This window comes from Roseateles subflavus, assembly GCF_030285365.1.
Taxonomy (GTDB): Bacteria; Pseudomonadota; Gammaproteobacteria; order Burkholderiales; family Burkholderiaceae_C; genus Roseateles_B; species Roseateles_B subflavus.
Window position 1 is genome coordinate 109,029 of sequence record NZ_JASVDS010000001.1, and the last position, 16,573, is coordinate 125,601.

The following is a 16,573-nucleotide window of genomic DNA, read 5'->3' on the forward strand; positions in this document are numbered from 1 at the left end:
GCACGGTAGGCAGACCGTGTGATGGGTCGATGACGGGCGGCCGGCGGCCCCGGGCGCCCGTGACAAGCATCACGAACGGGCGGGCGGCCCGCGCGCGAGGCCGCCCGCCAGGCCCGACGGACGCGCCACGCCCATCCCGATGCCGTGCAGATGAGGCCCTGCCCCGTGCAGCCTGTCGCCTGCCCCTGGGGCCCCCGGTGCGGCTTGCGTACAGTCCGGACCCATAGCAAGACAGGTCCTCCATGAACGCCCACCCGATTCCCACCTGGTACGAACGCTGGCAGCGCTTTTCCGCCGCCAGCGTGCGCAGCTTCCATGTGTACGCCAGCTGGCTGGTGAGCATCAGCTGGCGGCGTTTCATCGTGCTGTCGGTGCTGCTGATCGTGGGGGCGAACGTCCTCAGCAACATGCCGCCCTTCACCTGGCGCATCACGGAGCAGTACGAGGGCCCGCCGCCGCTCAAGAGCCTGCCCAAGTCGCGGCCCGCCCCCAAGGCGGCCGAGTCGAAGTCGTCGAAGGACGAGGCCTCGATCGAGGAGGCCGCCCGCAAGGTCGCCGAGAAGCTCGGCAAGGGCGAGGACGGCGTGCACCTGGACGTCGCCATCGACAAGCACGGCATCCGCATCGAGCAGCGCCCCAAGCCCGCCGCGGGAGCCAGTGCGCCGGCCGACGCCGGCAAGGCCGTGGAGGACGGCGTGCACATCAACCTGCCCAACCTGGTGGTGCGCGTCCCCGCGGACAAGGCTGACAAGTCGGACAAGGCCGAGAAGGCCGGCAAGCTGGAGATCAGCGAGGACGAGCTGCGCAGCAAGGTCGAGGAGGCCCTGCGCGAGTCGCACGAGGAAGCGCAAAGCCGGCTCGAGGAGGCCCGCGCCGCCCGCGACGAGGCCGAGGACGCCCGCCGCCAGGTGCAGGCGGAGCTGGAACGGACCCAGGCCGAGCTGGAGAAGATCCAGGAGGAGGCGGCCCCCGGCTGGCACTCCCGCGTGCGGGTGATCCACTGGGGCGAGTTCCTGATCGACTTCTCGGTGCTCTTCGTGATGGCCTCCGCCCTCATCAAGGCCACCTACAAGGGCCGCATCCAGGCCGAGGTGAAGGCCGCGCAGGCCACCGAGACGGCCGAGGCCGAGTCGCTGAAGCGCCAGGTCGTCGAGGCCCGCATGGCCGCCATGCAGGCCCAGGTGGAGCCGCACTTCCTCTTCAACACCCTGGCGTCCATCGACCACCTGATCGAGACCGACCCGCCGCGCGCCTCACAGATGCAGCGCAACCTCATCGCCCTGCTGCGGGCCTCCATGCCGACGATGCGCGAGGCCAATGCCGCGGGCGTGCGGGACCTGGGCCGCGAGCTGGCGGTGATCCGCCCCTACCTCGAGATCCTCAAGGTGCGCATGGAGGACCGGCTGCAGACCGAGATCGACGTGCCGGACGGCCTGCTCTCCGCCGAGTTCCCGCCCATGATGATCCAGAGCCTGGTGGAGAACGCCATCAAGCATGGCCTGGAACCCAAGGCCGAGGGCGGCAGCCTCAAGGTCCGCGCCGAGGTCCTGCACGGCAAGCTGGCCATCACGGTGGCCGACACGGGCCTGGGCTTCGGCCGCGCCGCCACCGCCGGCACCGGCGTGGGCCTGGCCAACATCCGCGAACGACTCTCCCTGCTCTACGGCGGCCGCGCCAGCGTGACCATCGCCGCCAACCAGCCTTCCGGCACCGTGGTGACCATCACCGTGCCCTATCGCAGCCGCACTGACGACCAAGGAGCTTCCGCATGAGAACCCTCTTCAAGGCCTTCCTGATCCTCGCCCTCGGCGCGGTGCTGCTCAGCATCCTCGGCGGCGTCAGCCTCGCGCACCACATCTTCAGCGATCCGGGCGTGAACATCACCATCAGCGGCGATGAATGGACCGATCCGGACCTCGGCGACTTCCTCGGCGCCATCATCGGCCTGGGGGTGACGGGCGTGGTGCTCTTCATCGTCCTGCCGCTCGTGCTGCTCTTCGCCGTGGGCCTGCCGCTGCTGATCGTGGGCGGCGTGATCGGCTTCCTGGTGCTGCTGTTCTGCGGCCTCGGCGCGATGGCGGTGTCCCCGGTCTTCCTGATGGTCCTGGTGCTGTGGCTGCTGGTGCGCCGCCCGAAGGCGCGGGCCCCGGCCCCGCGCCCTCAGCCGCGCCCGTGATGCCCTGGAGGCCCGGGGGGCGCTGCGAACCTCGGGTCAACCCGTAGTCCGGCCGCCCCCGTGCCGCCCTTAGCATGCCGCCCATGAACGACACCACCCACGACCTCGCCCCCGGCCCCATCCGCGCCGTGCTGGCCGACGACGAACGCCTGATGCGCGAGCAGCTGCGCAGCCGCCTCCAGGAAGCCTGGCCCGAGCTGGAGATCGTGGCCGAGGCCAAGAACGGCCTCGAGGCCGTCGAGCTGTGCCGCGAGCACCGCCCGGACCTCGTCTTCCTGGACATCCGCATGCCCGGCCTGACCGGCGTGGACGCGGCCCGCCAGATCGTCCAGCTCCCCGAGGACGACAGCTGGCTGGTGCCCGAGATCGTCTTCATCACGGCCTACGACCAGTACGCCGTCGAGGCCTTCGAGCAGGGCGTGGCCGACTACGTGCTCAAGCCCGCCGAACGCGAGCGCCTGGCCATCACGGTGGCGCGCGTGAAGAAGCGTCTGGCCCAGCGCCGCGAGGGCACGGTCGAGGAGGCGGCCGATGCGGTCGAGGCCCCCGCCGGTGCGTCCATGCAGCAGCTGCTGCACAAGCTCTCCGCGCAGGTGAGCCCCGGCGGCGTGCCCAAGTACCTGCAGTGGATCCAGGCCACCGTGGGCCAGAGCATCCAGATGATCCCGGTCGAGGACGTGCTCTTCTTCATCTCCGACGAGAAGTACACGCGGGTGCAGACGGCCACGATCGAGGCGCTGATCCGCAAGCCCATCAAGGAGCTGGTCGATGAGCTGGACCCCCAGCTGTTCTGGCAGATCCACCGCTCGACGCTGGTCAACGTGAAGGCCATCGCCGGCATCAGCCGGGACTTCCGCGGCCGCCAGCTGGTGGCCGTGAAGGGCCTGACCGAGAAGCTCGAGGTGAGCCGCAGCTACACCCACCTCTTCAAGGGCATGTGATCAGGGCGCCGTGGCGGTGCCCTCGGGTGCCGCCGGGCGCAGGCTGGCCACGAAGCAGCACTGCGCCAGCCAGTAGGTGCTGAGGATCAGCAGCGTCGCGTGGGGCAGCTGCCCCAGGAAGGCGAACTTGTTGATCGCGATCATCGCGTCCGAGAAGAGGAACAGCGTGCCACCCCAGGCCGCTCGCCGCGCCAGGGCCTCGTCCGGCCCGCCCAGGCTGCTGCGCCACCAGGCCCAGGCCTGCGAGGCCATGCTGGCCAGGCAGCCCACGTAGACCAGCACCGGGATCCGCAGATCGCCCGGAATGCCCGGCCACAGCTTGTGCAGCACGGCCGCCGCGACCAGCGCATAGAGCAGGAAGGGCCACCAGGGCCGGCCGAAGCGCGAGCGCTGGCAGTAGCCGACGATGTAGCAGAGGTGGGCGATCAGGAAGCTCACCAGCCCCGGCAGGAAGCCCGCCTCCGGCCACAGCAGGGCGACGTCCCCCCCCAGCGAGAACACCAGCCCCCAGCGCAGCCAGCGTGCCGCCTTGGGGCTGTCCGCGCCGCGGGGCCAGGCCCACAGGAGGATGAGGACCGTGGTGAGCGGCTTGGCCGCGAAGCCGAGGTCCGGGCTCAGACCCAGCCCGCCGAGCGAGGCGATGGCGATGGCGGCGGACACCAGGATGAGCAGGGGCAGCAGGAAATTGGATCGCATGGCCGGCATTCTGGCGGCGCCCCCGACGCTGCGCCGCCGGGGTTAGCCCGGGCCCCGGCCGCCGGCGCGCCGCCGCACCCCGCCGCACCACAATTGTCGTTCTGGAGACAAGTCTCTAATCGGCATGGATTCGTCGGCCCCGGGCGACAGTCCCGGCACTTTCCCTCGGTGTGATGCAACAAAGCCTTCGCAGAATCGGTCTCCCAAGTGATCCCGGGAAGAGACAAGAGGCTCGCCCGCACGACGACAAGAGGAGACATCCATGCACCGCTTCCCGCAGGCCGGCGCGCACGCGCACGCCCATCGTTCCCCCCGTCACGCCCTGCGCCTGCTGGCGCTCGCCGGCCTCGCCCTGTGCGCCGGCCAGGCCGTGGCCTCCGGCTACCGCTTCGGCACGCAGAGCGCCGCCGCCGAAGGCACCGCCAACTCCAACGGCGCCGAGGCTGCCGACGCCAGCACGATCTTCTCCAATCCGGCCGGCCTCACCCGCCTGGGCAAGGGCTGGCATGTCAGCGGTGTGCTGGACTACGTCGACCCCAAGGTGAAGTTCACCGACGCCGGCTCCTACATCAGCCTGCCGGGCTCGGGCTTCCAGCCCAAGGCCACCTCGGTGGCGGGCGACGTGGTCGAGCCGACCAAGGCCACCTTCGTGCCTCACCTGTATGGCGCCTACCAGGCCTCGGACGACCTCGCCTTCGGCCTGGGCGTCTTCGTGCCCTCCGGCGCCAAGCTGGACTACCGCCCGGACTGGGGCGGCCGCTACAACGTCAACTTCGTGGAGCTGAAGTCCCTGGCCTTCAACCCCAACGTCGCCTGGAAGCCGGCCAAGCAGTTCTCGGTGTCCGCCGGCGTGACGCTGGAGTACATGCACGGTGACATCAAGCGCGCCGTGCCCTATGGCAATGCCTACGCCGCCGGCCTGCTCGGCGCGGCCCAGCAGGCCGCCGCGGCCGGTGCCTCGGGCGTCGCCCTGCAGCTGCAGCAGCAGGCCGCGCAGGTCTATGCCAACCCGATGTTCGACGGCGGCGTGCACGTCAAGGGCGCCGACTGGGGCCTGGGCGTGAACCTGGCCCTGCTGTGGGAGCTCGACGAGCAGACCCGCCTGGGCGTCGCCTGGCGCTCGGGCATCCGCCACAAGCTCAAGGGCAGCGCCGACTGGACGCAGCCCGCCACCCTGCCCGCCAACGTGCTGGCCGCCGCCACCGGCGCGCCCTATGACGGCAAGGGCAAGCTGGACCACAACGACTCCGGCGCCAGCCTCGAGGTGAAGACGCCCGACTCGATCTCCTTCCAGGCCTTCCACCAGCTCAACAAGCGCTGGGCCGTGATGGCCGATGCCACCTGGCACCGCCAGTCCACCCTGGAGGAGCTGCGCATCAAGTTCGACAGCACCACGCCGCCGTCCATCACGCCGGAGCACTGGAAGAACGTGTGGCGGGCGTCCGTCGGCGCCCAGTACCAGTTCAATGAGCAGCTGACCCTGCGCGCGGGCGCCGCCCGCGACAAGTCGCCTGTCCAGGGCCAGTACCGGGGCGCCGCCCTGCCTGACTCCGACCGCGACTGGCTGGCCTTCGGCCTGAACTGGAAGTTCAACGCCCAGACCAGCATCGACCTGGCCCTGGGCCACGTCAAGCTGAAGGACGCGCCGATGTCCATCACCGACGACGGCGAGGGCGAGAAGCCCTGCAACTGCAGCAACGCCACCGTGCGCGGCAACTACCAGACCAAGGCGACGAGCCTCGGCCTGCAGCTGAACCACAGCTTCTGATCGCCCCCGGCTCGTCCGGCAAGACCTGACCCCGCGGGAGCCGACGCGCTCCCGCCCTCATCCTGATTGGAGTCCCTCATGGACCGTCGCAATTTCCTGCGTCGCTCGGTCGTGCAGACCGGCGCCCTGATCACCGCCTCTTCCGCCCTCGGCGGCCTCGCCGGCTGCATGGGCGGTGGTGACAACGGCAGCACCGTGCTGCCGCTCCCGCCCACCTTCCCCGGCAGCAGCACCGCGCTGCCCGACACGCCCGCCGCCAGCGGCGCCTACAAGTTCCCGCAGAGCGTGGCCTCGGGCGACCCGCGCAGCGACGGCGTCCTGCTGTGGGCCCGCGTGGTGCCGGCCGGCGCCGATGACATCACGCCCGCCAGCGTCGATGCCAACTTCAAGGTCCGCCTGCGCATCACCGCCGCCGACAACAGCGCCCTGCTGGGCAGCAACACCGCCCTGGCCGGCAGCTTCGATGCCGACCTCGAGGTGCCCGTCTACGCCTTCTACGACAACACCCTGCGCCACCGCATCAGCGGCCTGAAGCCGGCGACGACCTACTTCTACCAGTTCCAGGCCGGCGACAGCCGCTCCAAGGTGGGCCGCTTCAAGACCGCCCCCGCGACCGACGCCGACATCGACAGCCTCAAGTTCGCCTTCACCACCTGCCAGGACTGGAGCGTGAACCACTGGGCCGGCATGGTCGAGCTGGCCAAGGAGCCGGTGGACTTCGTCGTGCACCTGGGCGACTACATCTACGAGGCCGTGGGTGCGGACTACCAGGCCGGCGGCGTCGAGGCGGCCCACACCGCCCTGCTGCTGCCCAACGGCTCGGACCTGCCCGGCAAGGGCAAGTACGCCACCACGCTCGCCGACTACCGCTACCTTTACAAGCGCTACCGCAGCGACCCGCGCCTGCAGGCCGTGCACGAGCGCTTCGCCTTCGTGCCCATCTGGGACGACCACGAGTTCTCCGACGACTGCTGGCAGGACCGCGAGACCTACGACAACGGCACGTTCAATGCCGCCACCTCCGTCGGCGACAACACGGCCCAGACCTCGCGCCGCCGCTCGGCCAGCCAGGCCTGGTTCGAGTTCATGCCCGCCGACGTCAGCTTCACGCTGGACCCGGGCTACGGCATCAGCAACATCCGCATCTACCGCGAGCTGAAGTTCGGCAAGCTGATGCACCTGGTGATGACGGACCAGCGCCTCTACCGCGCCGATCACCTCATCCCCGAGGCGGCTCCGAGCCCCCTGACCGGCCAGGCCATCGGCTCCATCGGTGCCCGCTACATGGTGCCGGAGACCACGCTCAACGCCGTCGAGGCCGCCAAGCTGGCCGCCGGCAAGCCGCTGCCGGACCCGCTGGGCCTGGTGAGCGTGCTGGGCGCCGCGCAGCGCCAGTGGTTCCTGCAGACCCTCACGGCGTCGACCGCCCAGTGGAAGATCTGGGGCAACGAGACCTCCCTGCTGAAGATGAGCGTGGACGGCGCCGCCCTGCCCACCGCCCCCGCGGCCTTCAAGCAGCGCTTCATCCTCAACGCCGACCAGTGGGACGGCTACAACGCCGAACGCCAGGCGCTGATGAAGCACATCGTGGACAACAAGATCGGCAATGTGGTGGCCGTCACCGGTGATATCCACGCCTTCTACGCCGGCCAGGTGATGGTCGACTACCAGGCGGCGTCGCCCGTGCCGGCCATGGTGGACCTGGTGACCGCCGGCATGTCCTCGAACAGCTTCTTCAGCTACTTCCTGGGCGCGGCCAGCCAGCCGGGCTTCAGCGACCTCAAGCCGCTGGTGGCCACGAGCGAGGCCGAGGCCGAGGGCATCGCGATCCAGATGGTGTCCGTCGGCGTGGCCCAGGCCGCGGGCGTGACCGACCTGAGCAACAAGGCAGCCATCCAGGCCGCCGTGATGGGCGCCATCCAGGCGGGCAAGCTGCCGGCGGCCGCCGTGCAGCCCACGCCGGGCCTCTCCACCGCGGTCATCAACACCTTCGACGAGACGCTGACGGGCGGCATGGGCGGCGTGATCGCCGGCACCATCGCGATGCTGGCCGCCACCAGCCGTTCGGTCGCCGCGATGACGCTTTACGGCCTGATCCAGCAGAAGCTGGCCGCGGCACTGGGCATCCCGCCGGCCGCGGTGCCGTCGAGCGAGATCGTGAAGCGCCTGAACCCGCTGGCCAACGCCACGACCGGCGCGGCCCCGGCCCTCAACAACCCCTGGATCAAGCATGCCGACACGGATGCCCAGGGCTACGCCGTGGTGAGCCTGTCCAAGACCGAGCTGGTGTGCCAGTTCAAGAAGGTCAAGCGCCTGAGCGGCGGCGCCGCGCCCACCGACGCCATCGCCAGCGTCAAGACCGTGCGCGTGCCCAGCGGCAGCGCCACGCTGACGGTGAGCTGAGTCCCCGCGACCCGCTCATGCCAAGGGCTGCCTTCGGGCAGCCCTTTTTCATGGCGTCGCGGGTGCGCAGGCGCCGCAAGGCAAGACCTGCCCCCCGTCAGGCGCTTGACCCCGTCAGGCGCTCAGTAGGCGCTCAGTAGGCGCTGCGCTGCACGAAGGGCCGCGCCTGCAGCATCACCAGGCGGCCTTCGCCGTCGATGGCCCATTCGATGTCCTGCTCCACGCCGCCCAGCTCGCGGCGGATGGCCAGGGCCAGGCGCGAGAGGGCCAGCACCTGCGCGTCCTGCAGCACCGCAGCCGAGGCCACGGCCACTTCCTTCAGGCCGCCGGACTCGTCCAGGCGCAGCTCGGTGCTTTCCGCCGAGCTGGAGAGGCGCTCGATGGCGCCGCTGCGTTCCTCGAACAGCGCCTGCTCGGCGATGCGCTTGCCCTCCACCACCTTGATGCCGATGCCCCGCTTGGCCGAGACATAGACCACGCCGCTGCGCGTGGCGTCGAAGGGATCGCGGGTGATCATCACGCCGGACATGCGCGAGTCCACGGCCTTCTGCACGAAGACGGCCATCTGCACCTGCTCATGGCGCAGGCCGGCCTGGCGCCGGGCCTCGAAGGCCTCGGCATTCCAGACCGAGGCCCAGACGGTCTTGACCGCGCGGGCCAGTTCGGTGCGCACATTGGGCACGGTGCTGTAGAGCCCGGCACCGCTGAAGTTGGCCAGGTCTTCCGAGTTCGACGAGCTGCGGACGAAGACGCCCGTGCGGCCCAGCTGCCGCTCCCATTGCTGCGTCCATTGCGCTTCGAGTCCGGCGGGCAGGGGCATGGCGAGCAGGTCCTCGCGCAGGCGGGCCAGCACGGCGCGGCGCTGGCCCGGGCTGCCCTCGAAGCCGCCTTCCGACAACGCCTGGGCCACCCGCGCCTTCACCACGGGCTGCGCCATGAAGGCCGCGAAGGCGCCGTAGGGGATGCAGAAGCCGTCCGGCACCGGCGCCGTGGCCGGCAGCCGGCCCTGCGACTGCAGCCATTGCAGCTCGCCCAGGCGCGCGGCCTTGCCGCCGCAGGCGCTCATGTCCTTCAGGCGCATCTGCGCCAGCGGCAGGGGCTGCTGGCGACGCAGGTCCGGCGCGCTCAGCAGCCGGGCCTTGGCCTGGCGCGCCACCGGGCGCCAGCCGGCCGGCGCCTCGGCGCGCGCCTCGATCCGCTGGCTGCCGCGCCGCACATCGAGCCACACCGTCTGCCCGTCCAGGCCCTGCAGCTGCTGCCAGGCGTCCCTGAGGTAGAGGTTGGGAATGCCCCAGCCCTTGGCCAGCAGGTTGACGTGCGAGAGCGCCGTCGAGGGCGAGGCCAGGATCACGCCGGCCACCGGCGGCAGCGCCAGCGGGGCCTCGCGCAGCACGACGATGTCCTCCGGCGCCAGGTCGTCGACCTGCTCGATGTCCTCCACCAGGCGCAGGCGGCCGAAGGCACGGCCCGGGTTGTAGGCCAGCGCGCTGCGGCCGGCGATGAGCTGGGCCTGCGTCACCGCCTCGATGCCGGCCTCCTGCGCCACCTGCTCGTGCTGCGCCGCATTGGCCTTGAAGCGCAGGGGCGCGAAGCTCATGTCGCGAGCCAGTACCGCCTGCGCCGTGCGCAGCAGCTCGGGCGTCTGGCGGTCGCCCTCCCAGAATTCGTAGACAAAGCCCTTGAGCTGCGGCTGCCAGCTGACCATGCCCAGGATGAAACGCCGCTGCGGCTGCTGGTAGAGCCGCGTGCGCACGCCCGGCTCCCAGCTGGTCACCAGATGGCGCGCCTTGAGGAAGTCCTCATGCAGGGCATGGCGCCGCGTGTTGACGAAATAGGCCTTGCCCTGCGCCGCCTGCCGGTCGATCACGAACAGCACATGCGGCTGCGCCTCGGGCGTGCCCGGGTCGTAGACGCGGGCCATGCGGTCGAAGCTGGCACGGTCCGGCAGCTCGCTCAGGAAGGGTGCGGGGTCGGGCGCCAATGCCAGCTGAGGCCGGCCGATGCGCTGGGCGACCAGGGCGGAGGGCTTGGATTCGGTCTGGGCGTGGCTGAGAGTCGCGGCCGACAGAACGAGTACAAGGGCCGGCATTACGGAGCGAAGACGAGGCAACATGTCGTGGGGGCTGTACGGTGCAAGCGATGCATCTTAGTGACGAGGGCGAGCGGCACTGCCCTGAGCCTCCGTCCGCAAGGCAATGGAGTTGGCGGGCCATTCGCCTGCCTGTCCATTGCACCAGGGCCTATACTTCCCCACGACGGTCAAGCGCAGCAGATGTAGAGGCCCCTGCGAAGGGGCAGCCCGCATGGGTGGGATCCTCGAAGCTGGGGGCTGTCACCAGTTCTCGAATGCCGCACTCAGATGCGGCATTTTTTCGGTCAGTGCGTCGTAGCGCGTCAGGAACTTGATTCCATAGCCAAGGAAGCATCCCTTGTGACGATAGGCATGGCGCCGGAGCAGGGCTAGATAGCTCGGATCGGCAAGTCCGAACCGACTGAGCTTCACCGCATAGTGCGTGCTGGTCGCCACCGCATCAGCCACCTGCAGGCTGGCCAGTTGGCTGTGAGCCACTGCGCGCAGACTTGCCAGGTTGATCGCAGGCCAATGGATGTTGATGCCGTGCTCGGTTTGGGCGTGCTGTTTGAGCAAGCCGATGTAAGTGCGGATATCGTCATACGACATCGCTGCTCTATCCGAGAACACCAGGTCAACGGTCCCGTCGCCTTCCCCAGGTCGGTAAGCGTCTCGGCAGAGCCAGGAGACACGCTCCACCAAGAGCCGGGTGAGGTATCGATAGAGCATCCATTTGTTGGCTTGATACCTCTCCACGTCGGGGATGTCTGGCTTTTAGCTCAGGATGCTGACCGTTCGGAACGGGGTCTTGGCAACTTCGTTCAAGAGCACCCGTCGGTGTTCATGCCGCATGTCGCAAAAGTGGAAGGCCTTCTTCGGCGCCCACCCCAGTGTCGCGCGGGCAGCCTTCAACGCTGCCACAGCAGACAGGTCCGCCGGCCGGCGATAGACGACTGCGGAGAGGACAAACCAGCGAGAGCTCCCCCTTCCATCGTCAAGGAAGGTGAACCCCTCGTCGCCCGACTCATCGATATAGGCAACAAAGCTTGATGACATGGGCGCGCATTCTGCCCACCAGCGTCGCCCTGCGGCGGTCAGGCGGCCGCCGGTCTCATCTATTGAGACCAAGGACCTGCTCGCGCCTCGCGGACAGCCCCCTCAGCGCTCGTTCTGCTTCGCCGCCGCTGCCGCCGAGGCCGCGGCCTTGGCCGCCAGTTCCTCCCGCATGCGCTTGAGCTTCTCGCGCGGGTCTTCCTTGATGCCGGACTCGTGCAGTCGCATCTCCGCGATGAAGCGGCTGGGGATGCCCATCACCATCTCGCGGGCCTTCTTGCGGCGACGCAGGGTGCTCACGGCCAAGGTGGTGCGGGCGCGGGTGATGCCCACGTACATGAGGCGGCGCTCTTCCTCGAGGCGGCTGGCGGTCATCTCCTCGTCGTCGGCCTTGAAGGGCAGCAGGCCCTCGTTGACGCCGGCCAGGAAGACATGCGGCCACTCGAGGCCCTTGGAGGCATGCAGGGTGGTGAGGATGACCTGGTCCTGCTCCTCGCCGCGCTCGGAGAGCGAGAGGATCACGCTGATGGTCTGGGCGACCTGCAGCACCGTCTGCTTGGGCTCCTCGAAGGTGGTGCCGCCGTCCTGCGCCAGCTGGCCGCCGCAGCGCTTGGCCACCCAGTCCACGAAGTCCAGGACATTGCTCCAGCGGGCGGCCGCGGCCTTCTCGTTCTCGTCGCTGTCGTAGAGGTGCTGCTCGTAGCCGATGTCCTTGAGCCACTCCAGCATCAGCGTCTTGGCGTCCTCCGCGCCCTCGGTGTGGCGGGCGCGGTATTCCAGGTCGTTGAGATAGCGGCCGAACTCATGCAGCGAGCCGATGGCCTTCTTGTTCAGCACGGTGGAGAGGGAGTCCGAGAACAGCGCCTCGTACATGCTGATCTTCCACCGGCCCGCGAACTGGCTCAGCGCGCCCAGCGTCGTGTGGCCGATGCCGCGCTTGGGCGTGGTCACGGCGCGCAGGAACGCGGGGTCGTCGTCCTGGTTGACCAAGAGGCGCAGCCAGGCGCAGAGGTCCTTGATCTCGCTCTTGTCGAAGAAGCTCTGGCCGCCGCTGACCTTGTAGGGGATCTCCGCGCGGCGCAGCGCCTGCTCGAAGATGCGCGCCTGGTGGTTGGCACGGTAGAGGATGGCGAAGTCGGCGAACTTGACCTTGGCCCCGAGGCTCGCGCGGATGGCCTGGATGCGGGCCACGGCGCGCTCGGCCTCGTGCTCCTCGCCGTCGGCCTCGATCAGCGCGATGGGCTCGCCGTCGCCGTACTCGCTCCACAGCTTCTTCTGGAACAGCTTGGGATTCGTCTCGATGACGTTGTTGGCCGCGCGCAGGATGGCGCCGGTGGAGCGGTAGTTCTGCTCCAGCGGGATGATCTTGAGGTTGGGGTAGTCGACCGGCAGGCGCTTGAGGTTCTCGATGGTCGCGCCGCGCCAGCCGTAGATGGACTGGTCATCGTCGCCCACGGCGGTGAACATGCCGCGCTCGCCCACCAGCGCCTTGAGCAGCTCGTACTGCACGGAGTTGGTGTCCTGGTACTCGTCCACCAGCACGTAGCGCAGCTTGTCCTGCCACTTGCCGCGGGCCTCGGCGTCGTCGGTCAGGAGCTTCAGGGGCAGGCTGATGAGGTCGTCGAAGTCCACCGCCTGGTAGGCCGCCAGGCGCTCCTGGTAGCGCCCCATCACGACCGCTGCAATGCGCTCCTGCTCGTCCTTGGCCGCCTTGAGTGCCATCTCGGCATTCAGGCCCATGTTCTTCCACAGCGAGATGGTCCACTGCCACTGCTTGACCATGTTGGCGTCGGTGGTGCCGCCGGCATCGCGCAGCACGCCCAGCACGTCGTCGCTGTCGAGGATGGAGAACTGCTCCTTCAGCCCGACCCGCGTGCCCTCCTCGCGCAGCAGGCGCACGCCCAGCGAGTGGAAGGTCGAGATGGCCAGGTCCTTGGCCGCCCGCGCGCCGACCAGCCCCTTGGCCCGCTCACGCATTTCCTGGGCCGCCTTGTTGGTGAAGGTGATGGCGGCGATGTTCTTCGCCTGGTAGCCGGCCTGCAGCAGGCGGGCGATCTTGGTGGTGATCACCCGCGTCTTGCCCGAGCCTGCACCGGCCACGACCAGGCAGGGCCCGTGCAGATGGTGCACGGCTTCGAGCTGGGCGGGATTCAGGGTGGCGGTGGGATCGGCGGACATGGCGGCAAAGGGGCAGATCCGGCGCCCTCGGCACCGGGCCGCGCATCATACAAGCCGGCCCTGACAGCCCCTGCCACAGGCGTCCCCGGCTTCGGGGCCATCGTCAGGCCAGGGCTGACAGCGCCCGGCGGGCTCCCTATCATCGGCCCACCTGAACAGGGAAGGATCCTCATGGCGGGACCGAGTCGGGGACAGCGGGAGAGGTGGCGGGTGCGGGCGCGGGCCGCCCGGCCAGGTGTGCCGGTGCGAGGGTGCCGCCAGGCACAGGGGTGGTGGCGCGGTCTGCTGATCCTCCCGCTGCTCGGCCTGGCCGCCGCCGCGCCGGCGCAGGAGGTCCTCGCCGTGGGCACGACCTTCCCGCGCCTGTTCATGCCGGGCATGCCGGCCGCGCCCGCTGTGGTGCCCGCGCCCGCGACCAGCCCCTCGGTCAGTCCCCTGCCCCCCGCCTTGCACGCTGGCAGCGCGCCGCCGGAGGGGCTGGCGGTCGAGCTGCTGCAGGCCATCGCCCAGCAGCGCGGCTGGCAGCTGCGCCTCGAGCACTACCCCTGGCCGCGCGCCCAGGCCATGGTGGAGCACGGGCAGGCGCAGATCCTGATCGGCCCCTACCGGACGCCCGAGCGCGAGCAGCGCTTCGTCTTCGCGCCTTCAGCCTTCTATGAGGACCGGCTCGTGTTCTTCGGCGGCCCGGCGCCGCGCCCGGCCTGGCAGGGGGACTACCGCGCCCTGGCCGGCGTGGAGATCGCCCAGGTGTCGGGCTGGGCCTACGGCGAGGCCTTCGAGCAGGCGCGCCCGCTGCTGCGCCTGACCACCGTCCGTGACGTCGAGACGGGCCTGCGCATGCTGCGCACGGGCCGCATCGCCCTGCTGGCCACGAACGAGCGCAACACCCTGCCGGTGCTGGCCAGCCTCGGGCTGCAGCAGCAGCTGGGGCCGGTGGACGGGCCCGCCATCGGACAGCTGCGGGGGCATTTCGCGTGCTCGCGCCAGCCGCCCGGCCCCGCCCTGTGCGAAGCCATCGAGCAGTCGCTCCTGCAACTGCGGCGCAGCGGGGAATGGCCGCGGCTCAACCAGAAATGGGGCGTGGGATTGCCGGAACCGGAGGGCGCCCGCAGCGCCGTGCTGCGCTGACGCCGCGAGCGGCCGGCAGGCCGCGGCAGGCGCTCAGCGGTGCATCTGGCTGAAGGCCCACAGCGCGAGCCCCAGCACCCCCACCGCCCCAACCACGATCCCCGGCAGCAGCCACTGGCGCCAAGCGGGCCGCGGCGGCGGCGCGGCCTTGCGGCTGGGCTTGATGCGCGGCATCGAGAGCGTGGGCGTGGGCGGCAGCGGCGAGGGCACCTCGCCGGCCAGCCAGGCGCGGATGTCATCCGCCAGCGCCCGGGCCGTGGTGTAGCGGTCCATCATGGAGGCGGCGGTGGACTTGCTCAGCATGGCGTCCAGCGCCTGGCGCTCACCGAGGCTCAGGCTCACCCAGGCGGCCAGTGAATGCACCGGTGCGCCGAGATGGCCGACGACGAGGCTGTCGCTGCCCGGCAGGCGGCCATTGACCAGCAGGCACATCAGCATGCCGACGGCATAGGCCTCGCTGGCCAGGTGGGCGGGCTGGCCGTCCAGCTGCTCGGGGGCCAGCAGGGGAATCGCGGCGGAGCTGTAGCCGAAGTCACCCACGCCCTCGGACGCCAGCATCGGCGCCAGGCCCTGGCCCATCAGGCGCAGGCGCTGCTGGGGAGAGAGCCACAGCGTGCCCGGGTCCAGCTCGCGCAGGACCTGCCCGTGCTCGTGCAGCACCTCCAGCAGGTCGCAGAGGTCGCAGACCAGCTCCAGGCGCTTGCGCAGCGGCAGCTCGGACGCCGCGGGCAGCAGCGGCTGGCCGTCCATCCAGCGCAGCACGACGTAGGGCAGGCCGTCCGCGGTGAGGCCGCTGTCCTGGGGGAGGGAGATGTCGAGGTGGCGCAGGCTCTGCAGCCCGGGCTGCTCCTCGGCGAAGCGCAGCAGCACGAGGGCCGCATCGGCGGCCTGCTCGTAGACCAGCACGGCCACCTGCTGCTCGGGCGCCATGGAGTGCTCGCCCCGGTACCAGTGGCCCGAGGCGCAAACCTGGATGTCCTCGACGATGCGCCAGACGCCCAGGCGCTCGCCGACCGGCAGCACGTGCAGGGCGGAGTCGAGATCGGGCGGCGCGGTGGCCGGCCCTTCGGGCAGGGGTGCATTCATACGGATGGCAGGCGTAAATGTAAGCGCCCGGGGGAAAACGCGCCCCCCCCGCTTTCAGCTGGATACAAGCCCGTATTGCGATACTCGCGCGTCATGCAAGCCGTCATCGCCGTCACCGTGCCCTTCTTCGCCCTGGTGCTGTGCGGCTACCTCGCCGCGCGCCGGGGACTGCTGGCCGAAAGCGCCATCCCGGGGCTGAACACCTTCGTGCTGTTCTTCGCCTTGCCCTGCATGCTGTTCCGTTTCGGGGCAAGCACACCCGTGCTGGAGCTGCTGAGCCCCGCCGTGCTGGCGGTCTACTTGGTGTCGGCGCTGCTGATCGTCGGCGTGACGCTGTTCCTCACGCTGGACGACGTCACCCATCTCAAGGACGCCTCGTTCGGCGCCCTCGTGGCCGCCTTCCCCAACACCGGCTTCATGGGAGTGCCGCTGCTCGTGGCCCTGATGGGGCAGGCCGCCGCCGCGCCGGTGATCTGCACCATCCTGGCCGACCTCATCGTCACGAGCTCGCTGTGCATCGCCCTGGCCCGCGCGCATGACGCGGGCGGCGCGCACTGGCGCGTGGCGCTTGGGCAGGCGCTCCAGGGGGCGGTGTCCAACCCGCTGCCCTGGGCCATCGCCCTGGGCGCGCTGAGCTCCGTCAGCGGTGTCACGCTGCCCCCCATGCTGATGACGGTGGTGAAGATGCTGGGCGACGCCGCCTCGCCGGTGGCGCTGTTCACCATCGGCGCCGTGCTGTGGCGCGCCGGCCGCCATGCCCACACGCGCACGCCGGTGGAGCGCTACCTGCCGGTCGCCCTGATCAAGCTCTTCGGCCACCCGACGCTGGTGCTGCTGCTGGGCGTCACGGCCATCAAGCTGGGGCTGGCGCTGAGCCCCTTCCAGCTGCACGTGCTGGTGCTGGCGGCGGCGCTGCCGAGCGCGAGCAACGTCTCGCTGCTGGCCGAGCGCTACGGAGCGGACAACGGCCGCATCGCCCGGATCATCATGGCCTCGACCGTCGTCGCCTTCTTCAGCTTCAGCGGCCTGGCGATGTGGCTGGCCCCGCGCCAATGAGGGCGGTCGTCAGCGGC

General features: G+C 70.1%; 13 protein-coding genes. 7 read left to right on the forward strand and 6 right to left on the reverse strand.

Annotation, left to right across the window (positions count from 1 at the left end; all coding sequences use genetic code 11):
• Positions 1–242: 242 nt before the first annotated feature.
• From QRD43_RS00445 to QRD43_RS00455, 3 genes are all read left to right on the forward strand, one after another.
• The gene (locus QRD43_RS00445) at positions 243–1,772 is read left to right on the forward strand and encodes a sensor histidine kinase (RefSeq protein ID WP_285980496.1); all 1,530 of its coding nucleotides are present in this window, start codon (positions 243–245) and stop codon (positions 1,770–1,772) included.
• Positions 1,769–2,176, forward strand: coding sequence for a hypothetical protein (locus QRD43_RS00450; RefSeq protein ID WP_285980497.1), 408 nt, complete (start codon positions 1,769–1,771; stop codon positions 2,174–2,176). Before QRD43_RS00445 ends, QRD43_RS00450 begins: the two co-directional genes overlap by 4 nt.
• A gap of 83 nt (positions 2,177–2,259) precedes the next feature.
• Positions 2,260–3,117: a LytR/AlgR family response regulator transcription factor gene (locus QRD43_RS00455; protein ID WP_285980498.1), complete on the forward strand. Its 858-nt coding sequence runs from the start codon at positions 2,260–2,262 to the stop codon at positions 3,115–3,117.
• On the opposite strand, the gene QRD43_RS00460 is transcribed toward QRD43_RS00455, so the two are convergent.
• The gene (locus QRD43_RS00460; protein WP_285980499.1) at positions 3,118–3,813 is read right to left on the reverse strand and encodes a lysoplasmalogenase; all 696 of its coding nucleotides are present in this window, start codon (positions 3,811–3,813) and stop codon (positions 3,118–3,120) included.
• Positions 3,814–4,075: 262 nt separating this feature from the next.
• On the opposite strand from QRD43_RS00460, the gene QRD43_RS00465 reads away from it, so the two are divergent.
• Both QRD43_RS00465 and QRD43_RS00470 read left to right on the forward strand, forming a co-directional pair.
• Positions 4,076–5,581: an OmpP1/FadL family transporter gene (locus QRD43_RS00465; protein WP_285980500.1), complete on the forward strand. Its 1,506-nt coding sequence runs from the start codon at positions 4,076–4,078 to the stop codon at positions 5,579–5,581.
• A 78-nt stretch (positions 5,582–5,659) separates the two neighbouring features.
• Positions 5,660–7,984 (forward strand): alkaline phosphatase D family protein, encoded by a 2,325-nt coding sequence (locus QRD43_RS00470; RefSeq protein WP_285980501.1) that lies wholly within the window; start codon positions 5,660–5,662, stop codon positions 7,982–7,984.
• A gap of 133 nt (positions 7,985–8,117) precedes the next feature.
• On the opposite strand, the gene QRD43_RS00475 is transcribed toward QRD43_RS00470, so the two are convergent.
• From QRD43_RS00475 to QRD43_RS00490, 4 genes are all read right to left on the reverse strand, one after another.
• Positions 8,118–10,073, reverse strand: a complete 1,956-nt coding sequence (locus QRD43_RS00475) for a PEP/pyruvate-binding domain-containing protein (RefSeq protein WP_285980502.1) — start codon at positions 10,071–10,073, stop codon at positions 8,118–8,120.
• A gap of 243 nt (positions 10,074–10,316) precedes the next feature.
• A complete protein-coding gene (locus QRD43_RS00480; protein WP_285980503.1) occupies positions 10,317–10,664 on the reverse strand; it encodes a hypothetical protein in 348 nt (115 codons plus the stop codon).
• A gap of 165 nt (positions 10,665–10,829) precedes the next feature.
• A complete protein-coding gene (locus QRD43_RS00485) occupies positions 10,830–11,111 on the reverse strand; it encodes a DUF3800 domain-containing protein (protein ID WP_285980504.1) in 282 nt (93 codons plus the stop codon).
• A 102-nt stretch (positions 11,112–11,213) separates the two neighbouring features.
• Positions 11,214–13,286 carry a UvrD-helicase domain-containing protein gene (locus QRD43_RS00490; RefSeq protein WP_285980505.1) on the reverse strand — a complete coding sequence of 691 codons (2,073 nt, stop codon included), beginning with the start codon at positions 13,284–13,286 and terminating at the stop codon, positions 11,214–11,216.
• A 243-nt stretch (positions 13,287–13,529) separates the two neighbouring features.
• Between QRD43_RS00490 and QRD43_RS00495 the strand changes: the two genes are divergently transcribed.
• The gene (locus QRD43_RS00495; protein WP_285980506.1) at positions 13,530–14,414 is read left to right on the forward strand and encodes a substrate-binding periplasmic protein; all 885 of its coding nucleotides are present in this window, start codon (positions 13,530–13,532) and stop codon (positions 14,412–14,414) included.
• 33 nt (positions 14,415–14,447) lie between these two features.
• On the opposite strand, the gene QRD43_RS00500 is transcribed toward QRD43_RS00495, so the two are convergent.
• Complete coding sequence (locus QRD43_RS00500; RefSeq protein WP_285980507.1) at positions 14,448–15,500, reverse strand: serine/threonine-protein kinase; 1,053 nt, start codon at positions 15,498–15,500, stop codon at positions 14,448–14,450.
• A 93-nt stretch (positions 15,501–15,593) separates the two neighbouring features.
• On the opposite strand from QRD43_RS00500, the gene QRD43_RS00505 reads away from it, so the two are divergent.
• Complete coding sequence (locus QRD43_RS00505; RefSeq protein ID WP_285980508.1) at positions 15,594–16,556, forward strand: AEC family transporter; 963 nt, start codon at positions 15,594–15,596, stop codon at positions 16,554–16,556.
• Positions 16,557–16,573: the final 17 nt, after the last annotated feature.